Origin of the sequence: Salipiger sp. D13 (assembly GCF_003703915.1) — a bacterium.
In the GTDB taxonomy this organism is placed as follows: domain Bacteria; phylum Pseudomonadota; class Alphaproteobacteria; order Rhodobacterales; family Rhodobacteraceae; genus Salipiger; species Salipiger profundus.
Window position 1 is genome coordinate 39,981 of record NZ_ML112598.1, and the last position, 22,104, is coordinate 62,084.

Genomic DNA, 22,104 nt, shown 5'->3' on the forward strand with positions numbered 1-22,104 from the left:
ACATGACCGACACCCCACAGCCCGGCGCGGGCTCGAACATGTCGCTCGAGATGCGCGCCTGGAACATCCGCCGCAAGGCGCTGCGCATGGGCGAGGTGCAGGGACAGGGCTACATCGGGCAGGCGCTCGGCGTCGCCGACGTGCTCGCCACGTCCTATTTCCACGCGATGCGCCTGCGCCCCGACGACCCCGAGTGGGAGGGGCGCGACCGCTTCTACCTGTCCATAGGCCACTACGCGATCGCGCTCTACTCGGCGCTGATGGAGGCGGGCATCCTGCCCGAGGAAGAGCTCGAGACCTACGGCATGGATGACAGCCGGATGCCGATGTCGGGCATGGCCTCGTACACGCCGGGGATGGAGATCACCGGCGGCTCGCTCGGCCACGGGCTCGGCATCGCCGTGGGCGCGGCGCTGGGACTCAAGCGCAAGCGCAGCGACAGCGTCGTCTACAACCTGATGTCCGACGGCGAGCTCGGCGAGGGCTCGACCTGGGAGGCGGTGATGTCCGCCGTGCAATGGAAGCTCGACAACCTGATCTGCATCGTCGACTTCAACAACCAGCAGGCCGACGGCCCGTCGCGCGATGCGCTGGCGGTCGGTCCCGAGGCGCCCAAGTGGGAGGCCTTCGGCTGGCACGCGCAGGAGGTCGACGGCAACGATCTCGGCGCGCTGGTCGCGGCCTTCGATGCCGCGCGCAACCTCGCGGAGCCGAAGCCGCGGGTGATCATCTGCAACACCACCATGTGCAAGGGCGTCGATTTCCTCGAGGCGCGCGAGTCGAACCACTTCGTCCGCGTCGAGGCCGACGAATGGGCGCAGGCGCTTGCGAAGCTGGACGAGGGGAAACCGCAATGACCCATGATTCCATGGCCCGGAAGTACGAACCCCGGCAGGTGCCGAAGGGCGGCAACGTCGCCACGTCCGCGATGATCGCCTCGCTTGCCGCCGAAGGGTATGACGCCACCCCCGCGCCCTTCGGGCACGCGCTGGTCGAGGCGGCCAGGGCCGACGAGCGCATCGTGGGGCTGTCGGCGGACCTGTCGAAATATACCGACCTGCACGTCTTCGCCAACGCGATGCCCGACCGCTTCTACCAGATGGGCATGGCCGAGCAGCTGCTGATGTCGGCCGCCGCCGGGATGGCGCGCGAGGGCTTCGTCCCCTTCGCCACCACCTACGCGGTCTTCGCCGCGCGGCGGGCCTATGACTTCATTGCCATGGCCATCGCCGAGGAGAACCTGCCGGTCAAGATCGCCTGCGCGCTGCCCGGCCTGACCACCGGCTACGGCCCCAGCCACCAGGCGACCGAGGACCTTGCGATCTTCCGTGGCCTGCCGAACATGGTGCTGATCGACCCCTGCGACGCCTGCGACGTGGCCGGCATGGTGCCCGCGATGATCGCCCACGACGGGCCGGTCTACGCCCGCCTGCTGCGCGGCAAGGTGCCCACGGTGCTGACCCGCCACAAGCCCGACTACCGCTTCGAGCTGGGTCGCGCCCAGATGATCCGCGAGGGGCACGACGTGCTGGTGATCTCGTCGGGGATCATGACCATGCGGGCACTCGACGCGGCGGAGAAGCTCGCCGGCGACAACGTCGACGTGGCGGTGCTGCACGTGCCGACCATCAAGCCGCTCGACACCGGGACGATCCTCGCCGAGGCGGGCCGGTCGGGGCGGCTGGTCGTCACCGCCGAGAACCACACGGTGAACGGCGGCCTCGGCGAGGCGGTGGCGGGCACGCTGCTGCGCGCGGGGGTGACGCCGGAGTTCCGCATGATCGGCCTGCCGGACGCGTTCCTCGAGGCCGGCGCCCTGCCGACGCTGCACGACATGTACGGCCTGTCGGTCGAGAAGGTCGCCGAGCAGATCCGCGGCTGGCTCTGAGGCGCTTCGGGGTCCGAGGGCGTTCTGGGTGGCGAGGGCGGCAGGGGGGGCTTTGCCCCCCGGCTCTGGCGAGCCTCCCCCCAGGAATATTTCTGGCCAGAAGAAGCCGGGGGTGCCGTGGGGTGGGGCCGTTGGCGTGCGGGGGTCTTCGTGGGGCGGGCCGCCGCCGGCGCGTGGACCACGGGAGGATGCGGGTCGGGGGGCTGTCGATCGGGTGGGGACGCGTCTGATCAAGGGCGGAGGCCATTCTCCGGCTGCGGCCGGTGCGTCCGTGACCGACGCAGGCGAGCGGTGCGGCACGTGCAGCAGTGGGCGCCGGGGTGAGGCGATCCTGTTGTGTCCGGTGGCGAGGCGCGCGGGGTTTACTCCGGCATCGCGACCGTGAGGCCCAGCATCCGCCAGCCCTGCATGCCGGCGCGATAGTAGTAGAGTTTCCCGGCCGGGAAGCCTGCCGCGATCATCCGGCGGGCGGCGGTGGGAGACTGGCCGCACCACGGGCCGTTGCAGTAGAGCGCCACGGATTTCACGTCGTCTCCGTCGCAGATCCAGCCGTCGAAATCCGGCTCGCAGCCGAGCTCTCCGAGCCGGTCCGACGCCTCGGTGTAGGGCACGTTGATCGCGCCGGGAATCGAGCCGCCGGCGAAGTCGCGGCGCACCCGGCCGTCGATCACCACCACCTCGGGATCGTTCAGGAACGCCAGCATTTCCAGTTCGCCGACCGGGGTCACGCCCTCGGCGGGGATCATCGGCTGGATGCAGAAATCGGGGCAGGGGCGTGCGATGCGGGCGAAATCGCCCTCGAACACGGCGTCGTTGTCCTGCACCCGCGCGATCTCGACGGGGCCCTGCGGGGTGTCGACGGTGACGCTCATCATGTCGCGGGTGATGCCGACCGGGTCCGCCGTGGCGGCGGTTGCAGCGAGCACGAGGGCCGCCGTCAGAACGGGTTTCAGCACGGGGTTCAGCATGGTGTCCTCCTCCTCTGGTCCGGTCGCGCGCCCTCCCGATGCGCGCGACCGGGGCCAGTGTGCGCCGCCCGCGCGGTCCTGACCAGCCCCGTCGCGCCCTCAGCCCCCGGCGGAGACGTGTTTCAGCAGGCCCTGTCCGCCCATCTCGATGTCGAAGCGGATGCCGGCCTCGGCGGCCTCGGCGTCGCCGGCCTCGAGCGCGTCGAGGATGCGTTCGTGCGGGTGCGGCACCCAGTTCGGCGGCACGCCCGCGTCGTAGAGATGCGACAGGATCGGGCCGCAGCGCACCCAGAGGTTCTCGACCAGGTCGTAGGTGATCGGCAGCCGCCCGGCGCGGCAGAGCCCGAGGTGGAACTCGGTGTTCAGATGCACCGCGTCGGCAAAGGACTGGCGGGCGTGGCAGTCGGCGATGCCCGCCTGGATGTCGCGCAGCGTCTGCAGCTCCTCGGGGGTGACGTGGGCCGCGGCCGAGGCTGCCGCCTTGCCCTCGAGGTCCATGCGGATGCTGCGGATTTCCTGCAACTGGGCCAGCGTCAGCGAGGGCACCACCACGGTTCCCCGCTCGTCGAAGGTCATCGCGCGTTCGAACACCAGCCGCAACAGCGCCTCGCGCATGGGGGTCAGCGAGATGCCGAAGCGTTCCGACAGCGGGCGCAGGCGAAGCCGCTCTCCGGGCTTCAGCTGGCCGCGCATCAGGGCGTTTCGAATCGTGGTGTAGGCCCGGTCGCTCAGGTTTTCGCGTTCGATGGGCTTGGCCCAGTCGTTTGAAATTTCTGACATTTTATCCGCTCCACCTCTGATGCTTGACAGGTTAGCACAAATCCCGCCTTTACTGTTATAACAAATAAAATATAACTGAGTCGAAATCCAGTCCAGCGTGCTGGTTGCCCCGTATCGGGAGAATGCGGGGCCCCGAGGAGGAGAATCCGAACGATGCTTGCGTTGCGCAAGACACGTGCCGGGAGAGGTGTGGACCTCGTCCGGACAGGCTTTGACGGCCCCGAGCCCGGCCCCGGCGAGGTCGAGGTCGCGATCCGTGCCGCGGGCATCTGCGGCAGCGACCTGCACGCCGCGGCCTGGGATCCGAGCTACGGCTTCATGGAGCCCTTCCTGCCGCTGACCATCGGCCACGAGTTCGCCGGCGCCGTGACCGCCACGGGCAGCGGGGTGGCGGGTCTCGAAGTCGGCGACCGGGTGGTCTGCTGGCCGACGGTGCCCTGCGGCGACTGCGACGGATGCCGGGCCGGCCGGCCGTCGGCCTGCGAGGCGCGGCGGATCGTCGGGCTGCATCGCGACGGCGGCTTCGCCGAGCGGGTGCGGGTGCCGGCGGGCGTGCTGCACCGCATTCCCGACGCGCTGGCCTTCGACCGTGCCGCGCTGACCGAGCCGCTGTCGATCGCGGTCAATGCCGTCGACGTGGCCGAGGTGGGCGCCGGCGACCGCGTGGTGGTGCTGGGCCCCGGTCCGATCGGCGCCGCGTGTGCCTTCGTCGCGCAGGAGCGCGGCGCGCGGGTGCTGCTGGTCGGGCTGAACGACGGCGCGCGGCTGCGCATCGCCGAGCGCATGGGCATCGCGGTGACCTGCGACCTGTCGGAGCAAGGGCTGGACGCCGCCGTTCGCGAGACCTTCGGCGGCCGCTGCGACCGGGTGATCGAGGCGACCGGCGCCGCGGCGTCGGTCGGGCAGGGGCTGTCGGTGCTTCGCCCCGAGGGGATCTTCGTCGCCGCCGGCATCCACGCGCAGCCCTGCGAACTCGACCTGTCGCGGCTGGTGCGCGAGAAGAAGCAGCTGCGCGGCGTCCACGACACCACCGCGCGGGCCTTTGCCGAGGCCATCGCGCTGCTGGCGCGGCGCGGCGACGCGCTCGCGCATCTCATCACCCATCGCCTGCCGCTCGCCGAGGGCGAGGCGGCCTTCGACCTCGCCCGCGGCGGCGGGGCGATGAAGGTGCTTCTTCTTCCTGACCAGACCAAAGGACAGACGACATGACCGATACGACGCGCGCCGTGATTGCGGAGGGGGCCGGCGGCCCCGAGGTTCTGCGCGTGGTCGAGACCGCGCGCCCCGACCCCGGTCCCGGCCAGCTGCTGATCGAGGTTCACGCCGCCGGGGTCAACCGGCCCGACGTGATGCAGCGGCAGGGCAACTACCCGCCGCCGCCGGGCGCCTCGGACGTGTTCGGGCTGGAGCTGGCAGGCGTCGTCGCGGCGCTCGGGCCCGATGTCACCGGCTTCGAGATCGGCGACCGGGTGATGGGGCTCGTGCATTCCGGCGCCTATGCCGACTGGGCGGTGCTCGACGCGCCGATCGCCATTCCGGTGCCCGAGGGGCTGAGCATGGCCGAGGCCGGCGCGGTGCCCGAGACCTTCTTCACCGTCTGGTCGAACGTCTTCGAGCGCGCCGCGCTGCAGCCGGGCGAGACGCTGCTGATCCACGGCGGCACCTCCGGCATCGGCACCACCGCGATCCAGCTTGCCAGGGCGCTCGGCTCCACCGTCATCGTGACCGCCGGCAGCGACGCGAAATGCGAGGCGGCGCTGAAGCTCGGAGCCGATCACGCCATCAACTACCGCACGCAGGATTTTGTCGAAGTCGCCCGCGAACTCACCGGCGGCACCGGCCCGGATGTCATCCTCGACATGATCGGCGGTCCCTACATGCAGCGCAACATCGACCTCTTGGCGCCTGACGGGCGGATCTCGCAGATCGCCTTCCAGCAGGGCAGCAAGGCCGAGGTCGACTTCCTGCCGCTGCTGATGAAGCGCGGCACGCTCACCGCCTCGACCCTGCGGGCGCGGCCCGTGGAGATGAAGGCGAAGCTCGCCCGCGCGCTGACCGAGCACGTCGTGCCGCTGCTGGCCAGCGGCAAGGTGCGGCCGCCGGTCGATTCCACCTTTCCGCTCGAGGATGTCGCCAGCGCCCATGCCCGCATGGATGGCGGCGAGCACGTCGGAAAGATCGTCCTTCTCATGAAATCGGAGACCTGAGCCATGACCGTCATGGACCGCCCCGCCGCCAACACCACCGGTGCCCATGTCATGGCCGCCGCCCTCGCGCGCCACGGCGTGACCGAGATCTTCGGCCAGTCGCTGCCCTCGGCGCTGATCCTCGCCGCGCCGCACTACGGCATCCGGCAGGTCGGCTACCGCACCGAGAACGGCGGCGCCGCGATGGCCGACGCCTATGCCCGGCTGTCGGGCCGGGTGCCGGTCGTCACCGCGCAGAACGGCCCCGCCGCCACGCTGCTGGTGCCGGGGCTGGCCGAGGCCTACAAGGCCTCGGTGCCGACCGTCGCCATCGTGCAGGACGTGCACCGCAAGTTCACCGACAAGAACGCCTTCCAGGAGCTCGACCATTTCGCGCTGTTCGACGGCGTGTCGAAATGGGTGCGCCGGGTGGCCGACGTCGAGCGCATCGACGACTACATCGACATGGCCTTCACCGCCGCCGCCTCGGGGCGGCCGGGGCCGGCGGTGCTGCTGGTGCCGCTCGACGTGCTCGACGAGCGCCCCGAGCTTTCCCCCGACGCGCCGCGCCGGCAGGCCGATCTCGGCCAATGGCCGCTCGACCGCATGGGCGCCGATCCGGCCCGCGTCGCCGAGGCCGCGGCGCTGCTGGCAGAGGCCGAGCGGCCGGTGGTGATCGCCGGTGGCGGCGTGCACGGCTCGCAGGCGGTCGAGGCGCTGGGGCGCCTGCAGGAGATGGGACTGCCGGTCGCGACCACCGTGATGGGCAAGGGCGCGGTTGCCGAGACGCATCCGCTGTCGCTGGGCGTCGTGGGCTACTTCATGGCACCGGGCGGGATGGCCTCGCACCAGCGCGAGCTGGTGAGCGATGCCGACGTGGTGCTGCTGGTGGGCAACCGCACCAACCAGAACGGCACCGACAGCTGGTCGCTCTATCCCAAGGGCGCGCGTTACATCCATATCGACATCGACGGCGGCGAGATCGGGCGCAACTACGAGGCGCTGCGGCTCAAGGGCGACGCCCGGCTGACGCTCGACCAGCTTGCGGACGCGCTCGGCCAGCACGACCTGTCGGCGATGCACACCCGGCGCCCGGCGCTCGAGACGCGCATCGGCGAGGGCCGCGCGGCGCATGCGCGCGACATGGAGACGCTGATCGACTGGGAGGCCGCGCCGATCCGCCCCGAGCGTCTGATGCGCGACCTCGACAGCGTGCTGCCCGAGGACGGCATCGCCGTGGCCGACGCGAGCTATGCCTCGATCTGGATCGCCAACGGGCTCACGGCCCGCCGCGCCGGCCAGCGCTTCCTGACGCCGCGCGGGCTTGCCGGTCTCGGCTGGGGGCTGCCTTTCGCCATCGGCGCCAAGGCCGCGCGCCCGGATGCGCCGGTGGTCTGCCTCACCGGCGACGGCGGCTTCGGCCACGTCTGGGGCGAACTCGAGACCGCGCGGCGGATGAAGCTGCCGGTGGTGGTCGTGGTGCTCAACAACCAGATCCTCGGCTACCAGAAGCACGCCGAGCTCAGCCTCTTCGGAGACCATACCGACGTGGTGCATTTCACCGCCGTCGATCACGCGGCCATCGCCCGCGCGGTGGGCTGCCACGGTGTCCGGGTCGAGCGCCCGGAGCAGTTCCTGCCCGCGCTGGAGGAGGCGATGGGCAAGGACGACGTCACCGTCATCGACGTGGTGACCGACGAGCGGGCACACCCGCCGATCACCTCGTTCCAAGGCAAGGAGGCGCTCGACTACTGAGCGCATCAACCGGGCTGGAGGGCCCGTCAAAAGGGAGGAACTACCACATGAAACTCAAGGCATTGCTTGCCGCCACCGCCGTCTCCGCGCTTGTCGCGGGCGCGGCCCAGGCCGACGTCAAGTTCGGCGCGCTGTTCCCGTTCTCGGGCGGGCTCGCGCTGCTGGGCGAGGAAAGCTTCCGCGGCGTCGAGCTGGCGGTGGAGGAGATCAACGCCGCCGGCGGCATCCAGGGCGAGCAGATCGAGCTGGTGCGCGGCGACGCGGTCGACAACAACCAGGCCATCGGCGAGGCCCGCCGGCTGATCAGCCGCGAGGGCGTCAAGGCGATCCTCGGCACCTATTCCTCGTCGCGCTCGATCGCGGCGAGCCAGGTCGCCGAGCTGTCGGGCATCCCCTACTTCGAGCTCGGCGCCGTCGCCGACGAGGTCACTGGCCGCGACCTGCAGTATCTCTACCGCACCAACCCGACCGCCGAGACGATGGGCATCATGACCATCGACATGATCGTCGACAAGATCGCGCCCGGCCTCGGGGTCGAGCCCTCGGAGCTGAAGATCGGCGTGATCCACGAGGACAGCGCCTATGGCACTTCGGTCGCCGGCCACCAGGAGGAATACGGCGCCGAGAAGGGGCTCAACATCGTCACCGTGCAGGGCTACCCGAGCTCGACCGTGGACATGTCGTCGCTCGTGCTCGACCTCAAGGACCGCGACGTCGACGTGGTGCTGCAGACCTCCTACCAGAACGACTCGGTGCTGTTCCTCAACCAGTCCGCCGAGGCCGGCTTCGAGCCCGACGCCATCATCGGCGGCGGCGGTGGCTACTCGCTGACCGCGACCGCCGAGGCGGTGGGCGACAAGATGGAGGGCGTGCTCGACGTGGACTTCACGCAATACGCCGTGAACACCGAGTTCACCCCCGGTCTCGAGGACTTCCTGTCGGCCTACCAGGACAAGTACGGCGAGGATCCGCGCTCGGGTCACTCGCTGAACAACTACGTGGGTGCCATGGCCATTCTCGAGGGCATCGGCGAGGGCGAGGGCTTCGAGCCCGACCAGATCGTCGCGGCGGTCGAGGCGATCGACATCCCCTCGGGCGAGACGGCGGCCGGTTACGGCGTGAAGTTCGGCGAGCAGAACCAGAACGAACGCGCGATGATGATGGGGATGCAGTGGCAGGGCGGCAAGCTCGTCACCGTCTACCCCAGTGACGCCGCCGTGGCCGACTTCATGGTCGGCGACTGACGCCACCGGGCCGGGCCGCCCCATCCCTGCCGGGCGGCCCGGCGCGACCCCTTACCGGAGACGCGCGAGACATGGACACCTTTCTTCAGATTGTCGCCAACGGGCTGATGCTCGGCGGGCTCTTCGCCATCGTGGCGGTCGGGCTCACCCTGATCTTCGGCATCGTCAAGGTGATCAACTTCGCCCACGGCGAGTTCCTCATGGTCGGCATGTACCTGACCTTCCTGCTGAGCACCGGGCTCGACGTGCACCCCTACCTGACCGCCGCCGCCGTGGCGCCCGCCCTCTTCGTGCTGGGCGCGCTGACCCAGCGGCTGCTGATCCAGCCGCTGATGACGGCGCGCGACGAACACGTCCAGATCTTCGCCACGGTCGGCCTGTCGACGGCGCTGATGAACCTCGCGCTGCTGATCTTCGGCGCCGACATCGCCAACACCCCGGCGCACGGCGTGCGCAGCCAGGTGATGCTCGGCGAGGTGCGGATCCTGACCGGGCAGCTCTGGGTCTTCGTCGCCGCCATCGTGCTGGTGATCGGCCTTCAGCTCTTCATGAAGAAGACCCGCACCGGCCGCGCCATCCGCGCCACCGCGCAGAACCGCGCCGCCGCGCGTCTCATGGGGATCAACGACAAGTTCATCTACATCCTGACCTTCGGGCTCGGCGCCGCCTGCGTCGGTCTCGGCTCGTCGCTGATCGCGCCGCTCTACCCGACGTCGCCGACCATCGGCACCTACTTCGTGCTGATCGCCTTCGTCTGCGTCGTGCTCGGGGGGCTGGGCTCGATCCCCGGCGCCTTCTTCGGGGCGCTGGTCATCGGGCTCGTGGATGCGCTGTCGGGCTTCTACATCGGCTCGGACCTGCGCGAGGCCGTGGTGTTCACGATCTTCCTGCTGATCCTCATCCTGAAACCGTCGGGCCTGTTCGGCACCCGCATGAACCTGAGCCACGTATCGCCATGACCGAGACAACCATGACCCGCCAGACCCCGGGCGTGCTTACCGCGCCGAAAACGGGCCTGATCGCCGTGGCGGTGCTGCTGGCTGCGCTGATCGCGGTGCCCGTCGCCGTCGGGGACGAGTTCGTCTACCACATCTTCATCACCATCTGCATCTTCGCGGCGCTCTCGACCGCGTGGAACATCGTCGGCGGCTACGCCGGGCAGCTCTCGCTCGGGCACGCCATCTTCTACGGCATCGGCGGCTATGCCGGGGTGATCCTCGTGAACCTCGGGGTCTCGCCCTGGATCGGCATGTTCGCCGGCGCCGCCGTGGCGGTGGTCGCCGCCATCGTCGTCTCGTGGCCCTGCTTCCGGCTGCACGGGCCGTTCTTCGCGCTGGCCACCATCGCCTTCCTCGAGGTGTTCCGCGTGCTCGCGCTGCACTTCCGCGAGCTCACCGGCGGTGCCACCGGCCTGATGATCCCGCTCAAGATCGGCTGGGAGTGGATGGTGTTCCGCGAACGCCTGCCGGCGCTGCTCATCGCCTTCGGGATGCTGCTGGTCTGCCTCGCGGTGGCCTGGGCGATCCGCTCGCACCGGCTGGGCTTCTACCTCGTCGCCACCCGCGAGCGCGAGAGCGCGGCCAAGGCCGCCGGCGTCGGCACCGTCAAGGTGCGGCTGATGGCGGTATCGGTCTCGGCGGCGCTGTCGGCGATGGTCGGCACCTTCCACGCGATGTATCTGACCTTCATCGAGCCGGAATCGATGTTCTCGCTGCAGTTCTCGATCCAGATCGCCATGTTCGCGCTGATCGGCGGCATCGGCACCGTCTGGGGCCCGCTGCTGGGCGCCATGCTGCTCGTGCCGATCACCGAGTTCGCCCGCGGCGCGCTTGGCTCCGAGGCCATCGGACTGCACGGCTTCGTCTACGGCGTGGTGCTGATGCTGGTGGTGCTGTTCCTGCCGAACGGCATCATGGGGGTGGTCCACCGCTTCACCGCCGGCTCCGGCCGGACCGAGGGCGAACAGGCGGCGCCCGTCTCGGCCGCGCCGCGCTCGGCGGTGCCGCACGAGCCGGGCCGCGAGGTGATGCGGGTCGAGGGACTGCAGAAGCACTTCGGCGGGCTGCATGTCACCAACGACGTGGGCTTCACCCTGCGCGAGGGCGAGATCCTCGGCGTGATCGGGCCGAACGGCGCGGGCAAGACCACCGTCTTCAACATGCTCTCGGGCTTCCTCAAGCCCGACCAGGGCCGGGTCTCGGTGCTGTCGCCCTCGGGCGAATGGCAGGAGCCGGTGACGCCGGGCGACTTCGCCAGCCTCGGCGTCGGGCGGACCTTCCAGATCGTGCAACCCTTCGCGGCGATGACCGTGGAAGAGAACATCATGGTCGGCGCCTTCCACCGCCACCCGCACGTGGGCGACGCCCGCGAGGCGGCGCGCGAGACCGCCCACCGGATGGGCCTTGGCCCCTACCTCGATGCCGAGGCCGCGAGCCTCACCATCGGCGGGCTCAAGCGGCTCGAGGTCGCCCGCGTCATGGCGATGGAGCCGCGCGTGCTGCTGCTCGACGAGGTCATGGCCGGCATCAACCAGACCGACGTGCGCCGCGCCGTCGACCTGATGCTGTCGATCCGCGACACCGGCGTCAGCATCATCGCCATCGAGCACGTGATGCAGGCGGTCATGTCGCTGTCGGACCGCGTCATCGTCATCAACTCCGGCCAGATCATCGCGCAGGGCGACCCGCACGAGGTGGTGCGCGACGAGCGCGTGATCGAGGCCTACCTGGGAAAGGATTTCACCCATGCTTGAGGTCAGCAACGTCGATGCGGGCTACGGCTCGACGGTGATCCTGCAGGACGTGTCGCTGCACGTCGAACCGGGCGAGGTGGTCACCATCGTCGGCGCCAACGGCGCCGGCAAGACCACCCTCCTGCGCACGATCTCGGGGCTGGTCACGCCGCGCACCGGGGCGATCACCTTCGAGGGCCGCGACATCACCAAGCTCGCCGCCCACGAGACGGTGGACAGGGGCGTGACCCTGATCCCCGAGGGGCGGCAGCTGTTCCCGGACATGACCGTCCGCGACAACCTGCTGATGGGCGCCTACAGCCGCCACGCCCGCGACTACCAGGACGACACGCTGCACGAGGTGCTCGAGCTGTTCCCGCGGCTGCGCGAACGGCTCGACCAGCACGCCTCGTCGCTGTCGGGCGGCGAGCAGCAGATGGTCGCCATCGCGCGCGGCATGATGGCACGGCCGAAGCTGCTGATGTTCGACGAGCCCTCGCTGGGGCTGGCGCCGATCATCGTCTCGCAGGTGTTCGAGGTCATCGCGCAGGTGGCGGCCACCGGCACCACGGTGCTGATCGTCGAGCAGAACGTCTTTCACACGCTCAAGGCCGCCGACCGGGGCTACGTGCTTGAGAACGGCCGCATGGTGCTGAGCGACGACGCCGAGACGCTGCTGCAGAACGACCACGTCCGGCAGGCCTACCTGGGGATCTGAGCATGACCACACGCGAAATCACCGCCGAGCGCCACGCCACGCGCGACAGTCACGCCGGCCGACGGGTGCTCGTCACCGGCGCGGCCAAGGGCATCGGGCTGGCCATGGCCGAGGCCTTTGCCCGCCGGGGCGCCATCGTCGGCGTCTTCGACATCGACGCGGGCGAGGTCGCCGCCGCGGTCTCGGGGCTGCCGGGCCGGGGCGTCGCGATGACCGGCGACGTGAGCGACTACGCCAGTCTCACCGCCGCCGTCGCCGCCGCCGAGGCCGAGATGGGCGGCGCCTTCGACACGCTCGTCAACAACGCCGGCATCTCGCCCAAGCACGCGGGCCGGGCGCAGAAGGTCTGGGAGATGGACCCCGATGAATGGCGCCGCGTGGTCGACGTGAACCTCACCGGCAGCTTCAACTGCATCCGGGCACTGAGCCCGGCCATGGTCGAGGCGGGCGAGGGCTGGATCGTCAACACCTCGTCGGTGGCGGGCAAGACCTTCTTTCCCATCGTCGCCAGCCATTACGCCGCCACGAAATCGGCGATCATCGGCTTCACCAAGCATATCGCGGGCGAGCTCGGCCCCCACGGTATCCGTGTCAACGCGCTGGCGCCGGGTCGCATCGCCACCCCCATGGTCGCCGGCGTCGCGCCCGAGCTCAACGAAGCCGAGGTCGCCCGCACCCCGCTCGGACGCCTCGGCGAGCCGGCGGAGGTAGCCGACACCGCGCTCTGGCTCACCAGCCCCGAGTCGAGCTTCGTCACCGGCCAGACCATCGACGTGGCCGGCGGCCTCTGCATGACCTGACGCCGGGCGGCGCACGCCCGGTCCCCACCCGAACACGACTCCCGAGAGACATGCCCCAGATCACCGGACACACCCGCCTATTCGGCATCCTCGCCGACCCCATCGCCCACGTGAAGACGCCGCAGGTCATGGCCGAGGTCTTCGCGCGCCACGGCGTCGACGGGGTGCTCGTGCCCATGCATGTCGCCCCCGACGGGCTGCGGCAGGCGCTCGACGGGCTGCGCATGATGCGCAATTTCGGCGGCTTCATCGCCACCGTGCCGCACAAGCCCGCGATGCTGGGGCTCTGCGACGCGGTCGAGGGCGACGCGGCGCGCATCGGCGCGGTGAACTGCGTGCGCCGCGACGACGACGGGCGGATGATCGGCGCGATGCTCGACGGCATCGGCTTCGTCGCGGGACTGCGGCAGGCGGGCATCGATCCCGGCGGCGCACGGGTGCTGCTGGCGGGTGCGGGCGGGGCGGCCTCGGCCATCGCCTTCGCGCTCGCCGAGGCCGGCGCGGGCGCGCTCACCATCCTCAACCGGACGGCGGCAAAGGCCGAGGATCTCGCCGCGCGGGTGGCGCAGGCCTACCCGTCCTGCGCGGCCGAGGGCCGGGGTGATGCGGCGGACGTGGGCGGCTACGACATCGTGGTCAACGCGACCTCGCTGGGACTGCGCGCGGGCGATCCGCTGCCGCTGCCGGTCGAGGCGCTGCACGCGGGCCAGGTCGTCGCCGAGGCGATCATGGACCCGGAAGAGACGCCGCTTCTCGCCGCCGCGGCGGCACGCGGGGCGCGCTGCCACCCGGGCCTGCCGATGCTGCGCTGCCAGATCGAGCTGATGGCGCGGCACATGGGGGCCATCGGCGCGGCGGCGCCGGCCCCCGGTCCGGGGGGCTGAGCCATGGCCGAGCGTTTCGACTACATCATCGTCGGCGGCGGCACCGCCGGCTGCGTGCTGGCGAGCCGGCTGTCGGAGGACCCGTCGACCCGGGTGCTGCTGCTCGAGGCCGGGCCGCGCCCGCGCAGCCCTTGGGTGCAGATCCCGGCGGGTTTCTACAAGCTGCTGACCAACCCGCGCTTCAACTGGCGCTTCACCTCGGACCCCGAGCCCGCGACCGGCAACCGCGAGATCGCCATTCCGCGCGGCAAGGGGCTGGGCGGCTCGACGCTCATCAACGGCATGATCTACGTGCGCGGCCAGCCGCAGGATTACGACGGCTGGGCCCAGGGCGGCTGCACCGGCTGGGGCTGGGACCGCGTCGAGCCGGTGTTCCGGCGCCTCGAACGCTACGCCGGTCCCGACCCCGACGGGCTGCGCGGCCACGACGGCCCGCTCGATCTCTGCGAGGTGCAGGAGCGCCCCGCCATCGGCGAGGCCTTCCTTGCCGCCGCCGAGGCCGCCGGCCACCCGCGCAACCCCGATTACAACGGCCGCGCGCAGGATGGCGTCGGCTGGTATCAGGTCAACCAGAAGAATGGCCGCCGCGCGAGCGCCTACGCCGCCTATCTTGCGCCGGTACAGGGGCGGAAGAACCTCGAGATCCGCACCGGCCAGCGCGTCACCCGCGTCGAGATCGCCGAGGGCCGGGCGACCGGCGTGCGTGTCGCGGGGCCGGGCGGGGATGCGGTGATCGCCGCCGACCGCGAGGTGATCCTCGCCGCCGGCGCGGTGCAGACGCCGCAGCTGCTGGAGCTGTCGGGCATCGGCGACCCGGAGCGGTTGCGCGACCTCGGCATCGAGGTCCGCGTCGAGGCGCCCGAGGTGGGCGAGAACTATTCCGACCACTTCTGCACGCGGCTGAACTGGCGGGTGCGCCGCCCCGATACCCTCAACGAACTGAGCCGGGGGCCGCGCCTCGTCCGCGAGGTGCTGCGCTACGCGCTGTCGCGGCGGGGCATCCTGACCTATGGCACCGGTCTCGCGCACGGGTTCATCCGCACCCGCGCGGGGCTGGCCGGCCCCGACGTGCAGTTCTTCTTCATGCACGCGAGCTATGCCAACGCCGCCGAGCGCAAGCTCGAACGCGCGCCGGGCATGACGCTCGGGGTGACGCAGCTGCGCCCCGAGAGCCGGGGCAGCATCCACGCGGTCTCGCCTCGGATCGACGACCAGCCGGCGATCCGTCCGAACTTCCTTGCCACCGAGGAGGACTGCCGTGCGATGATCGACGGCATGATCGCGGGCCGCCGCATCGTCGAGGCGGCACCGATGGACGACTGGCGCGACCACGAGATGTCGCCGGGCCCGGAGTGCACCGCGCGCGCGGACTGGCTGTCGTTCGCGCGGCGCAACGGCCAGACGATCTACCACGCCGCCGGCACCTGCCGGATGGGCGGCGACCCAGACGCGGTGGTCGATCCGCAGTTGCGGCTGCGCGGGGTCGCGGGGCTGCGGGTGGTGGATGCCTCGGTGATGCCGACGCAGGTTTCCGGCAACGCGCAGGCCGCCGTCTTCATGCTGGCCGAGCGTGGCGCCGACTTCATCCTTGGACGCGACCGGACCGCCTGAGCGCGGCGCGCGGCGGTTTTGCGACGCAACGGCGCCCCTCCCGCCGTCAGCCGGCGGCGCGATTGGCCATGTTTTCCGCGCGCGAAGATGTTAGGCCTTGCCGACACGAAGGGTCTGGCATTGTCCGCTTCACCGCAACCATGGCTTGCGCCATTGTAGGAGCGGGTGGGGCCATGACATCATGCCGCCCGCCCGGCACGGTGGAGCGAGATGCGCAGCGACGAATTCGAGATCGAGGACGAACGCGCCCGCGTGGGCTGGTACTACTTCGTGGCGGGGCTCACCCAGAAGGACATCGCCGACCGGCTGCAGATCACCCGTCTCAAGGTCAACCGGATCATCGGGCAACTGCGCAGCGAGGGCCGCGTCCGCATCGAGCTCGAGATGCCGCTGATCTCGTGCCGCGAGGCGGCCGAGAAGGTGGCGGTGAAATACGGGCTCGACGAGGTGGTCGTGGTGCCCGATCTCGACGATTTCCTGCAGCAGAAGCAGATGATCGGCGAGGCCGCCGGCCACATGGTGAACCCGCTGATCAAGGGGCTCGACCTCGGTATCGGGATCGGCTCGGGGCGGACGCTGTCGAGCGTCGTGCGGCGGATGACGGCGCGGCCCAACGACGGCAGCTGGGTGGTCGGTCTGATCGGCGGCATCACCCGCGCGACGGGGTCGAATTCCTTCGACGTGGCGACCGAGGCGGCGCAGACGCTCGGGGTCGAATGCCACTACCTGACAGCGCCGATCTACTGCGCCTCGCGCGATGCGCGCGACGCGCTGCTGCTCATCGACGAGCTGACCGACGTGCTGGCCCGCACCGAGATCGCCGACGTGGCGCTGGTCAGCTGCGGCTCGGTCGAGGAAATGAGCTCGCTCACGCAGGTGCGGGTCATCAAGGACCATCTCGACGACATCGTCGCCGCCGGGGCCGTGGGCGAGATCCTGGGCTGCTTCATCGACGCCGATGGCCGGCCGGTCGATCACTTCATCAACGACACGATCATCGCGCTGCCGCCGGACAAGCTGAAGATGAAGCCGGAGTCGATCCTCGTGTCGGGGGGCATGAACAAGCTCACCGTGATGCGGGCGATCCTGCGCGGTGGCTACGTCAACCGTCTCGCGACCAACGAGGGGGTGGCCCGGGCGCTGCTCGAAAGCTGACGCCCGGGGCTCTTGTCGAGGGCCCGGTTCAGGCCGCGTTCAGGCCCGGTTCAGGCCAGCGCCTCGCGGGCGGTGTCGCGCATCGCGGTGAGGATCACCACGGTCGAGGCCGCGCCGGGGTCGATGTGACCCACGGACCGCGCGCCCAGCTTCGACGAGCGCCCGCGCTTGCTCTCGATGTCGCGGGTGGCGTTCATGCCGCGCTCGGCGCCCTCGCAGGCGGCATCCAGACAGCCCAGAACGTCGGCACCGCCGGTCACCGCGCCGCGCGCCTCTTCGACGGCAGGCACCCAGGCGTCGACCATGGTCTTGTCGCCCGGCGCGGCCCGGCCGCGCTCGCGCACGCCCTCGCAGGCGGCCTCGATCCATGCGGCCATCGAGGCCGCGTCGAGGTTCAGCCGGTCCTTCACCGCCGTGCCCGCGCGCAGGAAGGCGGTGGCGTAGAGCGGCCCGGACGAGGCGCCCACGGCGTCGAGGAACGCCTTGGCCATGCGCTTGCACGAGGTCTCGATGGTCTCGTCCTCGGGGCTTTGCGCCAGCGCGTCGCGGACCGCCTTCCAGCCGATGTCCATTGTCACGCCGTGGTCGCCGTCGCCGATGACACCGTCGAGCGCCGAGAGCCGGTCGGCCTCGGTCGAGATGCGTTCGCCGGCGGCGACCATCATGGTGCGGAAGAGCGCCGGGGTGATCGGCCCGTCGGTGGCCAGCTCGCGGCTGCGGCTTTCCTCGCGGGCGGTCTCGGCCACCGGGCGCGCCGAGACGGTCGAGCGCGCCTGGCGCGGCGCGTCCTGCAGGGTGCCGACGGTCAGCGCCGGGGTGCGGCAGGGCATGTCGAGCAGCTTGCGCAGGTCGGTGTCGAGCTTCATCAGCGTGATCGAGGCGCCGGCCATCTCGAGCGAGGTGGCGTATTCGCCGACCCACGAATAGTGGATCTTCACGCCCTTCTCGGCGAGGATCGCGGCAACGCGGCGGTGCAGGATGTAGAGTTCCAGCAGGCCGGTCGCGCCAAGACCGTTGACCAGCACCGCGACCTCGTCGCCGGGCCGAAACGCCATCTCGTCGAGGATCGGCGCCATCAGTTCGTCGACGACCTCGTCGGCGGAGGCCATGTCGCCACGGCGCATGCCGGGCTCGCCGTGCAGGCCCATGCCGATTTCCATCTCGTCGTCGCCGATCTCGAAGTTCGGCTTGCCGGTCTGCGGCATCGAGCAGGGGGTCAGCGCCACGCCCATCGACCGGGTGGAGGCCAGCGCGTGCTGCGCGGCGGCCTCGACGCCGGCAAGGTCGCGGCCCGCCTCGGCGGCGGCCCCGGCGATCTTGAAGACGAAGAAGTCGCCGGCGATGCCGCGCCGTTCGCCCTCGCGCCCCTTGGGCGCCGAGGCGATGTCGTCGGCCACGGCGACCGAGCGGCACTCGATCCCGAGGGTCGCGGCCTCTTCGGCGGCCATGTCGAAGTTCATGACGTCGCCGGTGTAGTTGCCGTACAGGTAGACCACGCCCGCGCCACCGTCGACGGCGCGCGTCGCGTCGAGGATCTGCTCGGGCGAGGGCGAGGCGAAGACGTTGCCCACCGCCGCCGCGTCGGCAAGGCCGCGCCCGACGTAGCCGGCAAAGGCGGGCTCGTGGCCCGAGCCGCCGCCGACCACGACGCCGACCTTGCCGTCACGCGGCCCGTCGAGCGCCACCACGGCGCGGCCGGTGTTGCCCTCGAGGCGCAGCATGTCGGGGTGGGCGCCGACCATGCCGGCGATGGCTTCCGAGATGATGTCCTCGGGCGCGTTGATGAGCTTCTTCGCGCGGTGTTCGGATGACATGATGTTCATGGTTCAGCTCTCTTTCCGCAGCCAGTGCCGCGAGATTGCGTCGAAGGAAATGGCGATCACCACGATCGCACCGCTGACGATCCCCTGCCAGTAGGGGGAGACGCCGAAGAGAACGATGATGTTCTCGATGATGGCAATGATGCCCGCACCGAAGATGGCGCCGACGATCATGCCGACGCCGCCTGTGGTGGCGACGCCGCCGATGACCGCCGCCGCGATCGGGCCGAGCACCCATGCGTCGCCGATCGAGGGCTGCGCCGTGCCGAGCCGCGCCACCAGCAGCACCCCGGCCAGCGCCGACAGGAAGCCTGCCATGACGAACACGAGGATGCGGATACGGTCCACCGGGATGCCGAGCATCCGGGCCGCGTCGCGGTTGTTGCCGATGGCATACATGTAGCGGCCGAAGGGGGTCTTGAGCGTCAGGAACGCACCGGCGGCGAGCATCACCAGCATGATGATGAACGGCATCGGCACGCCGAGCAGGCTGCCGCTTCCGAGGAACTGGATCTCGCGCGGGATGCCGGTGATCGCCACGCCGCGCGTCAGCACGAGGATGGCGCCGCCGTAGATGCCCGCGGTGCCGATGGTCAGCACCAGCGAGTGCAGCTTGAGCTTGGCGGTGAGGAAGCCGTTGATGAAGCCGAGCGCCGAGCCGATGGCCAGCGCGATCAGGATCGCGAGCCACGGGTTCAGGCCGACGTTGACCATCAGCATCCCGACCAGGATGCCGCTCAGCCCGCCGATGGTGCCGAGCGAGAGGTCGAGCTCGCCGAGGATCATCAGCGAGGCCTGCCCGATCGTCACCAGCGCGACGAAGGCCAGCCCGCGCGCCACGACGCTCAGGTTGTAGGGCGTGAGGAAGTAGGGCGAGAGCAGCGCCGAGGCCACGAAGATGACCACCAGCACGACGAGCACGCCGAGGATGGGGTGCCGCATGAGCTCCATCAGCGCCCCCTTGCGGCCGGACGTCGAGCCGCCCGCGGTTTCGTTGATGTCAGACATGGTCCGCCTCCCTGGCAAAGATGGCCCCGACGAGCTGTTCTCCCTCGGTCGTGGCGCTGTCGAATTCGCCGGTGACCCGGCCGGAATGCATGGTGATGATGCGGCTCGCGCACTTGCGAAGCTCGTCCATCTCGGACGAGACGAGGATGATGCCGATCCCCTTTTCCGCGAGCGATTTCATGATCCCGTAGATCTGGGCCTTGGTCCTGACGTCGATGCCCTTGGTGGGCTCGTCGAAGATCAGGATCTTCGGCGCCATGGCCATCGCGCGGCCGATGATCGCCTTCTGCTGGTTGCCGCCCGACAGGAACGAGATCTTCTTCTCGCGCGAGGCGGTGCGGATTTCGTAGTCGTCGATGATGCCGTCGACGGCGGCGCGTTCCTTGCTGGCGGATATCCCCAGCGGCGAGTTCGTCAGGTCGGTGATCGACAGGCCGATGTTCTCGCGCAGCGACAGGTTCGGGAAGATGCCGTGATGCTTGCGCTCTTCCGAGAGGTAGAGCATCCCGCCGCGCACGCTTTTCGTGGTGTCGCCGAGCGGCCAGTCCTCGCCGTTCATGCGCACCGATCCGCCGCGCGCCTTGCGGAAGCCGAAGATGGTCTGCATCAGCTCCGACCGGCCCGAGCCCACCAGCCCGGCGAAGCCGAGGATCTCGCCGGCGTCGAGCGTGAAGCTCACGTCGTCGAAGCGCGGGCCCGACAGGCCGTCGACCTCGAGCAGCGCTGCGCCGCGTTCGGACTCCGGGCGGAACACGGTGCCGAGTTCGAGCTTCTGGCCCGACATGGCGCGGATCAGCGCCTCTTCGTTCACCTCGGAGAGCTTGCCGGCCTCGATCTTCCGGCCGTTGCGCAGCACGGTGTAGTCGTGGCCGATGTCGAAGACCTCGTCCATCTTGTGCGAGATGAAGACCACGGCGACGCCACGGTCGTGGAAATCGCGGATGACTCGGAACACCCGTTCGACCTCGATCGGCGTCAGCGAAGAGGTCGGCTCGTCGAGGATCAGGACCTTCATGTCCTTGTTCGTCGAGGCCCGGGCGATCTGCAGAAGCTGCTGGTCGGGCACCGAGATGTTGCGCACGAGGTCCGAGGGCCGCGCCTCGATGCCGAAGCGGTCGAGATAGGTCTGCGCCTCGGCCTCGAGCGCGCGCCTGCGCACGATGCCGTGGTGCCCCGAGCGGGCGAAGGGCATCAGCAGGTTCTCGGCCACGCTCATGTGCGGGAAGAGGTTCAGCTCCTGCGGGACATAGGCCACGTAGCGGAACAGCTCGGGGTGGTCGTGGGCGTCCTTGCCGTCGATGCGGATGGTGCCGCGGCTCGGCCGGTCGGTCCCGGTGACCATCTTGACGAAGGTGGATTTGCCGGCGCCGTTCTCGCCGACGAGCACGTGGGTGCGGCCGGAGGAGATGTCGATGTCGACATCGTCAAGCGCGGTGACGCCGGGAAAGTCGCGGCCAAGGCCGCGGGCCTCGAGATAGGCCATGCGGAGTCCTCCCTTGGAATGAAAAGATCGGCGGGCCGTTGCCGGCCCGCCTGCGACGGTCGGGGAGGAGATCAGCCGTCGACGTTGTCCTTGGTCAGGAAGGCGTTGCCGGTGTCGATGAAGCTCGGGACCGGGGCGCCAGTCGCCTGCTGCCACAGCAGCATCACCGACCAGTAGCCCTGCAGCTCGGGCTGCGATGCCGACGAGCTGTCGGCCACGCCGTCGCGGATCAGGTCGAGCATCTCGTTGAGGTTGTCGAGCCCGACGAGCTGGACCTCGCCCTGCTTGCCTGCCTCGACGATGGCCTGGCCGATGCCGACGGGGCCGGCGGCGTCCGAGGCGACCCAGCCGTCAAGCTCGGGGTTGGCCTGCATGATCGCGGCGGCCTGCTGCTGCGCGACCTGGATGTCGTCGTTGTCGATGCCCTCGGCCACGACCTCGATGTTGGGGTACTCGGCGAACACCTCGCGGTGGCACTCGGCACGGATCGCGTGGTTGGGAGCCGACGGCACGCCCATCATGATCGCGACCTGGCCCTCTTCGTCGAGCAGCTCGACAAGGCGACGCGAGGCGATCTTGGCCTGCTCGCAGAAGTCCGAGCCGATGTAGGGGATGTCCATGCCCTCGGGCGGCACGCTGTCGAACAGCGTCAGCGGGATTTCCTGGTACTGCGCGTCCTCGAGTGAGGCGCGGTTGCCCTCGGGGTCGAGCAGGTCGACGGCGATACCGTCGGGACGGGTGGCGATCGAGCTTTCGATGATCTGGTTCTGCTGGATCACGTCCGCCGACTGCGGCGCGGAATAGGTGATCTCGATGTCGGCGCCGGTCTGCGCCTCGAGCGCCTCGGCGGCCATCTGCGCGCCGTCGTTCACCTTGTCGAACCACGGATGCACGACCTTGGGCACGATCACGAAGCGGTAGCTGTCCTTCGTGGTGGTGCCGGGTGCGTCCTGCGCCAGCACGGGCGTGGCGGTTGCAAGGCACGTTGCGGCAACAAGCGCTGCTGTCAGTTTCGACATGAAAAGTCCTCCCATCAATGTCTCGCGCCAGCGTGACGTGCCGGTCGCGTTCCT

The 22,104-nt window shown here is 70.0% G+C and carries 19 protein-coding genes; 13 read left to right on the forward strand and 6 right to left on the reverse strand.

Annotation, left to right across the window (positions count from 1 at the left end):
* Nucleotides 1-2 precede the first annotated feature (2 nt).
* Together D6860_RS13215 and D6860_RS13220 are read left to right on the forward strand one after the other, a co-directional pair.
* Nucleotides 3-857, forward strand: coding sequence for a transketolase (locus tag D6860_RS13215; protein WP_076625551.1), 855 nt, complete (start codon nucleotides 3-5; stop codon nucleotides 855-857).
* On the forward strand, nucleotides 854-1,888 hold the full coding sequence (locus D6860_RS13220) for a transketolase family protein (RefSeq protein WP_179949498.1): 1,035 nt from the start codon (nucleotides 854-856) through the stop codon (nucleotides 1,886-1,888). The genes D6860_RS13215 and D6860_RS13220 overlap by 4 nt, the downstream gene beginning before the upstream one ends.
* A gap of 362 nt (nucleotides 1,889-2,250) precedes the next feature.
* Here the strand turns inward: D6860_RS13220 and D6860_RS13225 are convergent, their stop codons facing one another.
* A complete protein-coding gene (locus tag D6860_RS13225; protein WP_076625549.1) occupies nucleotides 2,251-2,856 on the reverse strand; it encodes a rhodanese-like domain-containing protein in 606 nt (201 codons plus the stop codon).
* A gap of 99 nt (nucleotides 2,857-2,955) precedes the next feature.
* A complete protein-coding gene (locus D6860_RS13230; protein ID WP_076625548.1) occupies nucleotides 2,956-3,636 on the reverse strand; it encodes a GntR family transcriptional regulator in 681 nt (226 codons plus the stop codon).
* 153 nt (nucleotides 3,637-3,789) lie between these two features.
* On the opposite strand from D6860_RS13230, the gene D6860_RS13235 reads away from it, so the two are divergent.
* The 11 genes from D6860_RS13235 to D6860_RS13285 all read left to right on the forward strand — a co-directional run bounded on the left by D6860_RS13235 (nucleotide 3,790) and on the right by D6860_RS13285 (nucleotide 16,720).
* On the forward strand, nucleotides 3,790-4,845 hold the full coding sequence (locus tag D6860_RS13235; RefSeq protein WP_076625547.1) for a zinc-dependent alcohol dehydrogenase: 1,056 nt from the start codon (nucleotides 3,790-3,792) through the stop codon (nucleotides 4,843-4,845).
* The gene (locus D6860_RS13240; protein WP_076625545.1) at nucleotides 4,842-5,843 is read left to right on the forward strand and encodes an NAD(P)H-quinone oxidoreductase; all 1,002 of its coding nucleotides are present in this window, start codon (nucleotides 4,842-4,844) and stop codon (nucleotides 5,841-5,843) included. Before D6860_RS13235 ends, D6860_RS13240 begins: the two co-directional genes overlap by 4 nt.
* Before the next feature lie 3 nt (nucleotides 5,844-5,846).
* Complete coding sequence (locus tag D6860_RS13245; protein ID WP_076625544.1) at nucleotides 5,847-7,577, forward strand: acetolactate synthase catalytic subunit; 1,731 nt, start codon at nucleotides 5,847-5,849, stop codon at nucleotides 7,575-7,577.
* Nucleotides 7,578-7,624: 47 nt separating this feature from the next.
* Nucleotides 7,625-8,821, forward strand: coding sequence for an ABC transporter substrate-binding protein (locus D6860_RS13250; RefSeq protein WP_076625542.1), 1,197 nt, complete (start codon nucleotides 7,625-7,627; stop codon nucleotides 8,819-8,821).
* Between the two features lie 71 nt (nucleotides 8,822-8,892).
* On the forward strand, nucleotides 8,893-9,780 hold the full coding sequence (locus D6860_RS13255; RefSeq protein ID WP_076625540.1) for a branched-chain amino acid ABC transporter permease: 888 nt from the start codon (nucleotides 8,893-8,895) through the stop codon (nucleotides 9,778-9,780).
* An 11-nt stretch (nucleotides 9,781-9,791) separates the two neighbouring features.
* Entirely contained in the window at nucleotides 9,792-11,573 is a 1,782-nt protein-coding gene (locus D6860_RS13260; RefSeq protein ID WP_237218914.1) for a branched-chain amino acid ABC transporter ATP-binding protein/permease, read from the forward strand.
* The gene (locus D6860_RS13265; RefSeq protein WP_076625538.1) at nucleotides 11,566-12,270 is read left to right on the forward strand and encodes an ABC transporter ATP-binding protein; all 705 of its coding nucleotides are present in this window, start codon (nucleotides 11,566-11,568) and stop codon (nucleotides 12,268-12,270) included. Before D6860_RS13260 ends, D6860_RS13265 begins: the two co-directional genes overlap by 8 nt.
* A 2-nt stretch (nucleotides 12,271-12,272) precedes the next feature.
* Nucleotides 12,273-13,070, forward strand: a complete 798-nt coding sequence (gene fabG / locus D6860_RS13270; RefSeq protein ID WP_076625536.1) for a 3-oxoacyl-ACP reductase FabG — start codon at nucleotides 12,273-12,275, stop codon at nucleotides 13,068-13,070.
* Between the two features lie 50 nt (nucleotides 13,071-13,120).
* On the forward strand, nucleotides 13,121-13,954 hold the full coding sequence (locus tag D6860_RS13275) for a shikimate dehydrogenase family protein (RefSeq protein WP_076625535.1): 834 nt from the start codon (nucleotides 13,121-13,123) through the stop codon (nucleotides 13,952-13,954).
* 3 nt (nucleotides 13,955-13,957) lie between these two features.
* Nucleotides 13,958-15,565, forward strand: coding sequence for a GMC family oxidoreductase (locus tag D6860_RS13280; RefSeq protein ID WP_076625533.1), 1,608 nt, complete (start codon nucleotides 13,958-13,960; stop codon nucleotides 15,563-15,565).
* 210 nt (nucleotides 15,566-15,775) lie between these two features.
* Nucleotides 15,776-16,720 (forward strand): sugar-binding transcriptional regulator, encoded by a 945-nt coding sequence (locus D6860_RS13285; RefSeq protein ID WP_076625532.1) that lies wholly within the window; start codon nucleotides 15,776-15,778, stop codon nucleotides 16,718-16,720.
* A gap of 50 nt (nucleotides 16,721-16,770) precedes the next feature.
* Here D6860_RS13285 and dhaL read toward each other — a convergent pair whose 3' ends face one another.
* The 4 genes from dhaL to D6860_RS13305 all read right to left on the reverse strand — a co-directional run bounded on the left by dhaL (nucleotide 16,771) and on the right by D6860_RS13305 (nucleotide 22,050).
* Nucleotides 16,771-18,543, reverse strand: coding sequence for a dihydroxyacetone kinase subunit DhaL (dhaL, locus tag D6860_RS13290; RefSeq protein WP_242662656.1), 1,773 nt, complete (start codon nucleotides 18,541-18,543; stop codon nucleotides 16,771-16,773).
* 3 nt (nucleotides 18,544-18,546) lie between these two features.
* Entirely contained in the window at nucleotides 18,547-19,548 is a 1,002-nt protein-coding gene (locus tag D6860_RS13295) for an ABC transporter permease (protein WP_076625531.1), read from the reverse strand.
* Nucleotides 19,541-21,031 carry a sugar ABC transporter ATP-binding protein gene (locus tag D6860_RS13300; RefSeq protein ID WP_076625529.1) on the reverse strand — a complete coding sequence of 497 codons (1,491 nt, stop codon included), beginning with the start codon at nucleotides 21,029-21,031 and terminating at the stop codon, nucleotides 19,541-19,543. The genes D6860_RS13295 and D6860_RS13300 overlap by 8 nt, the downstream gene beginning before the upstream one ends.
* A gap of 71 nt (nucleotides 21,032-21,102) precedes the next feature.
* A complete protein-coding gene (locus D6860_RS13305) occupies nucleotides 21,103-22,050 on the reverse strand; it encodes a substrate-binding domain-containing protein (protein ID WP_093411889.1) in 948 nt (315 codons plus the stop codon).
* Nucleotides 22,051-22,104: the final 54 nt, after the last annotated feature.

Coding starts and splice junctions, on each gene's coding strand:
- fabG (WP_076625536.1), top strand. CDS start 12,273: ATGACCACACGCGAAATCACCGCCGAGCGCCACGCCACGCGCGACAGT.
- D6860_RS13265 (WP_076625538.1), top strand. CDS start 11,566: ATGCTTGAGGTCAGCAACGTCGATGCGGGCTACGGCTCGACGGTGATC.
- D6860_RS13305 (WP_093411889.1), bottom strand. CDS start 22,050: ATGTCGAAACTGACAGCAGCGCTTGTTGCCGCAACGTGCCTTGCAACC.
- D6860_RS13295 (WP_076625531.1), bottom strand. CDS start 19,548: ATGTCTGACATCAACGAAACCGCGGGCGGCTCGACGTCCGGCCGCAAG.
- D6860_RS13275 (WP_076625535.1), top strand. CDS start 13,121: ATGCCCCAGATCACCGGACACACCCGCCTATTCGGCATCCTCGCCGAC.
- D6860_RS13250 (WP_076625542.1), top strand. CDS start 7,625: ATGAAACTCAAGGCATTGCTTGCCGCCACCGCCGTCTCCGCGCTTGTC.
- D6860_RS13230 (WP_076625548.1), bottom strand. CDS start 3,636: ATGTCAGAAATTTCAAACGACTGGGCCAAGCCCATCGAACGCGAAAAC.
- dhaL (WP_242662656.1), bottom strand. CDS start 18,543: ATGAACATCATGTCATCCGAACACCGCGCGAAGAAGCTCATCAACGCG.
- D6860_RS13220 (WP_179949498.1), top strand. CDS start 854: ATGACCCATGATTCCATGGCCCGGAAGTACGAACCCCGGCAGGTGCCG.
- D6860_RS13255 (WP_076625540.1), top strand. CDS start 8,893: ATGGACACCTTTCTTCAGATTGTCGCCAACGGGCTGATGCTCGGCGGG.
- D6860_RS13280 (WP_076625533.1), top strand. CDS start 13,958: ATGGCCGAGCGTTTCGACTACATCATCGTCGGCGGCGGCACCGCCGGC.
- D6860_RS13300 (WP_076625529.1), bottom strand. CDS start 21,031: ATGGCCTATCTCGAGGCCCGCGGCCTTGGCCGCGACTTTCCCGGCGTC.
- D6860_RS13215 (WP_076625551.1), top strand. CDS start 3: ATGACCGACACCCCACAGCCCGGCGCGGGCTCGAACATGTCGCTCGAG.
- D6860_RS13225 (WP_076625549.1), bottom strand. CDS start 2,856: ATGCTGAACCCCGTGCTGAAACCCGTTCTGACGGCGGCCCTCGTGCTC.
- D6860_RS13240 (WP_076625545.1), top strand. CDS start 4,842: ATGACCGATACGACGCGCGCCGTGATTGCGGAGGGGGCCGGCGGCCCC.
- D6860_RS13245 (WP_076625544.1), top strand. CDS start 5,847: ATGACCGTCATGGACCGCCCCGCCGCCAACACCACCGGTGCCCATGTC.
- D6860_RS13260 (WP_237218914.1), top strand. CDS start 9,792: ATGACCCGCCAGACCCCGGGCGTGCTTACCGCGCCGAAAACGGGCCTG.
- D6860_RS13235 (WP_076625547.1), top strand. CDS start 3,790: ATGCTTGCGTTGCGCAAGACACGTGCCGGGAGAGGTGTGGACCTCGTC.
- D6860_RS13285 (WP_076625532.1), top strand. CDS start 15,776: ATGCGCAGCGACGAATTCGAGATCGAGGACGAACGCGCCCGCGTGGGC.